3 protein-coding genes are annotated in these 2,559 nt (G+C 56.9%); all 3 read right to left on the bottom strand.

The annotated features are described in order from the left end of the window. Nucleotides 1-1,268, bottom strand: a 1,268-nt coding sequence (locus VJ651_RS03745) for a DUF4214 domain-containing protein (RefSeq protein ID WP_324106145.1), incomplete at its 3' end; no start/stop codon positions are given. Nucleotides 1,269-1,591: 323 nt separating this feature from the next. Further along, on the bottom strand, nt 1,592-1,936 hold the full coding sequence (locus VJ651_RS03740) for a type II toxin-antitoxin system RelE/ParE family toxin (RefSeq protein ID WP_324106144.1): 345 nt from the start codon (nt 1,934-1,936) through the stop codon (nt 1,592-1,594). Next, the gene (locus VJ651_RS03735) at nt 1,933-2,205 is read right to left on the bottom strand and encodes a type II toxin-antitoxin system Phd/YefM family antitoxin (protein WP_324106143.1); all 273 of its coding nucleotides are present in this window, start codon (nt 2,203-2,205) and stop codon (nt 1,933-1,935) included. Before VJ651_RS03735 ends, VJ651_RS03740 begins: the two co-directional genes overlap by 4 nt. Nucleotides 2,206-2,559 lie beyond the last annotated feature (354 nt).

Here is a 2,559-nt window from a genome sequence, read left to right as displayed (position 1 = left end):
GGCATGGCGACCAGCTCGGTGGCGCCGAAATTGCCGGGCGCGACGTCGAAGGCGCTGATCCTCACACGGAACAAGGCGTTCGGCAGATTGCGCGTATCGAAAGACAGGCGGGCAACGGTCTTGTCTGCGGATACCGCAAACCGGGCCAGCACGGGCGTATAACCGCTCTCAGGCAGCAATTCAACATTTTCCATGCCGGTGCCCTGCACCTCGATCTCGACCACGCCGCTCAAGGTCGCGCCATCCGGCGACGCTTTCACCAGCGTGACGGCGAGCGGCGGTGGCGGCACAACATGCTGGATGGCCCAGCTGCGCGGCGGCATCACTTCAATCGCCTGCCCGGCGTCGCCGGGCGGGACATTCCAGGCGACCAACCGGAACGGCAAGGTGGCAGCAGGAAGTGTTCGCGGATCCAGATCCAGCCAGGCCGACGTTCCATCCGCGGAAACGTTAAACCTCGCGTAGATCGGCATCTGCCCCATTGCCGGCAAGAGTTCGACATTTCCTATCGCGCTGCCATGGACCTCAAGGCGCACCGGTGCGCTGATGATTGCGCCCTCAACTGGCGCAAGGCCGAGCACAGCCGAGAATGGCGCAGAAGGCGTGGTCGGCGCGGCAGGTGCAGCGACCAGGAGCAAGGGCCGCGTCGAGTCGATGGCCGTTTGTACCTTTGCCATATCGCTCGCCGCAGTGATCGTCGACAGCATGTTGCGCGCGATGGTCGCCGCCGTATTTCCCCTGTACGCCTTCACCACGGCATCGTCTGTGAGCGAACCCGTAAAAGCCGATGCCGCCGTCATGCGCCAGCCGATCAGCTGCGCATCCATCCTTCCCTGCGGCGAGGCATTGGCCAGCGCGCCTGCCATGATCGAGAAGGAAGCGTTCGCCCTGGTCAGGCTGCCGTGGTCAACGGCATTCGCCCAGAACGCCAGGCCTTCCTGATCCGGCGCCCGGTTCAGCACATGAAGATAGATGGCGCTGATGAATGTTCTGGTATCGCCCGGATACAAAGCCTTCGATTCCTCGCTGACGCCAAAGCTGTCAATCAGCGCGCGCAAGGGCGGGTTATTGTCGTATGCCGCGTTCAAGTTCTGGATATCATCGGGCGCCTGCAATGCCTCGAGTTCCGCAGCAAAATTCGCCAGGCCGGAGGGATCAGCGGGCCGCCCGAAATAGGCAACATAGAGTTGCTGCACGATGGGATGATAATCAGCCGCCACTCGCGCGGCCACTGCGGTGGTGGTTCCAGCGACGGAGCCGGATTGCATTCCTGAGCCAGCGCGGGAAGAACCCCCTCCGCAAGCAGTCAGTGCAATAGACAGCAGAACCGTGACAAACAGTGCAGGTATGCGCAACATGAGAGCCCTCCCTCAGAGGTGATTGCTACGCTCCCTGCGCTTTCTTGTTATTTTTTCATTACATCACGATGGGTTTGGCGGGTTCCATGATGTCAGTCAAAGTGTGGGGCATCTGCGGGGAGGGTGAGGAAAGAAAAGACTGGGGGTCAGTTCTTGCAAAAATACAGCACGCCGTTTTTGACGGCGTGAAATTCTTTATGCGACGCATGCAAAGCCTAGTCCGACGGCTTCGTTCATTCCTCTCGACTCAACAGCCTTACGCGAAAAATCGTTTCAAAATCCTGGCGGGTAGAGCAGAAGATGTGCACGTAGACCATTTTCTTTTCGTCGTCGATTTGATAGATGATTTTGTTCAGGCCCTCCACGATCATCTGCCGATAATGCTCGAAACCTGTCTCGGAGAGTTCGGGAACCGATCTGCCCAACCTTGGATTGGACTTCAACAATTCGACAGCGTTTTTTATCGCAAGGTACTTTTCCCGGGCCACGTCGGCGCCAAAGCGGGGCAAAAGATAGTTGGCATATAAGCTCTTGAGTTCAGCCTGGGCACTCTTTAGAAAGACAACCCGATAAGTCATCCGGCCACTTCCTTGTCCATCTTCGCAAAGACGTCGTCAGCATCCACGAACTCCCCCCGCTCGATTTCCTTTTGACCTAAAGCCAACATCTTCAGCAGCGCCATCGTTTGCTGCGTTTGCTCGTAGCTCTTGATGTCCTGGACCACGAAAGTCGCCTCGCCATTTTGCGTGATGATCATCGGCTCGCGACTCTCGGTAATTTCCTTGACCACGGACGCAGTCTTTTCTTTCAAATAACTTATTGGTTTGATATGTGTTGAGTATTGCATGATGTCCGCTTCCCTGGAACGATAAGACTGAATATAGTCTGAATTTAGGAGGATGGTCAATACGCGAAATCATCAAGGAAAAATGAAGAGACGAGATAAAAGGAAATCGGGGTGCACCTTTACGCGTAGCGTCCGAGCGGGAATGTGCGAATGCAAGACTTCAGCCCAATGGGCAATCCTCTCGCGAAGCTGCGGTGAAACACCATCAGACCTTGCTGTCCACGGAAGACCAATGTGCGGCCTCGACTCTCTGCTCATGACGTGTGCTTGAGTAACCAACGAGACGCCGGTCAAATCGGCAGGCCGGGCTGCCGATACGCCGTTTCATCCGGCATGTCGATTTTCCGGGGTCGG

The sequence above is a fragment of the Noviherbaspirillum sp. genome, from assembly GCF_035254865.1.
GTDB lineage: Bacteria > Pseudomonadota > Gammaproteobacteria > Burkholderiales > Burkholderiaceae_D > Noviherbaspirillum.
This window is presented reverse-complemented; position numbering and strand designations above follow the sequence as displayed.